The sequence below is a fragment of the Herbaspirillum lusitanum P6-12 genome (genome assembly GCF_000256565.1).
Taxonomy (GTDB): Bacteria; Pseudomonadota; Gammaproteobacteria; order Burkholderiales; family Burkholderiaceae_D; genus Herbaspirillum; species Herbaspirillum lusitanum.
Map to the genome: position 1 here is coordinate 1 of NZ_AJHH01000777.1, position 399 is coordinate 399.

General features: G+C 57.4%; 1 pseudogene. It reads right to left on the reverse strand.

Annotation, left to right across the window (positions count from 1 at the left end):
* Positions 1 to 52: 52 nt before the first annotated feature.
* A pseudogene (locus HLUSI_RS33190) lies at positions 53 to 399 on the reverse strand (hypothetical protein); the annotation flags it as partial.

Consider the following 399-nt stretch of genomic DNA (forward strand, 5'->3'; position numbering starts at 1 on the left):
ACTGGTCATGACCGCACGTGCATGCTGCATTCAGTAGTACATCAGCAGCACATCAGAAAGTTTCCCAGTCGTCGGCGTTGTCCTTGATCGGCGCCTGCCGTGGTTGCGGCGGCGCGATGGTGCGTGTCTTTACCGGCATGGCCTCGCGCGACGATGATTTTGCCGCAGCGATGACCGGACGCTGCGGCGTGATATTCCTCATCGGTGCTGCCGCCTTCGGCGCGGTCGCGGTCTGCGTATTGAGCTGAGTATTGGTCTGAATACTAGTCTGAATACTAGTCTGAGTACTGACCCGAGTACTGACCTGATCGTTATCGAGTTTGAACACGCTCACAACTTGCGCCAACTTCGCCGCCTGGTCCTGCAGCGAACAGGGCATTGAACAGATCAACCAGGCCG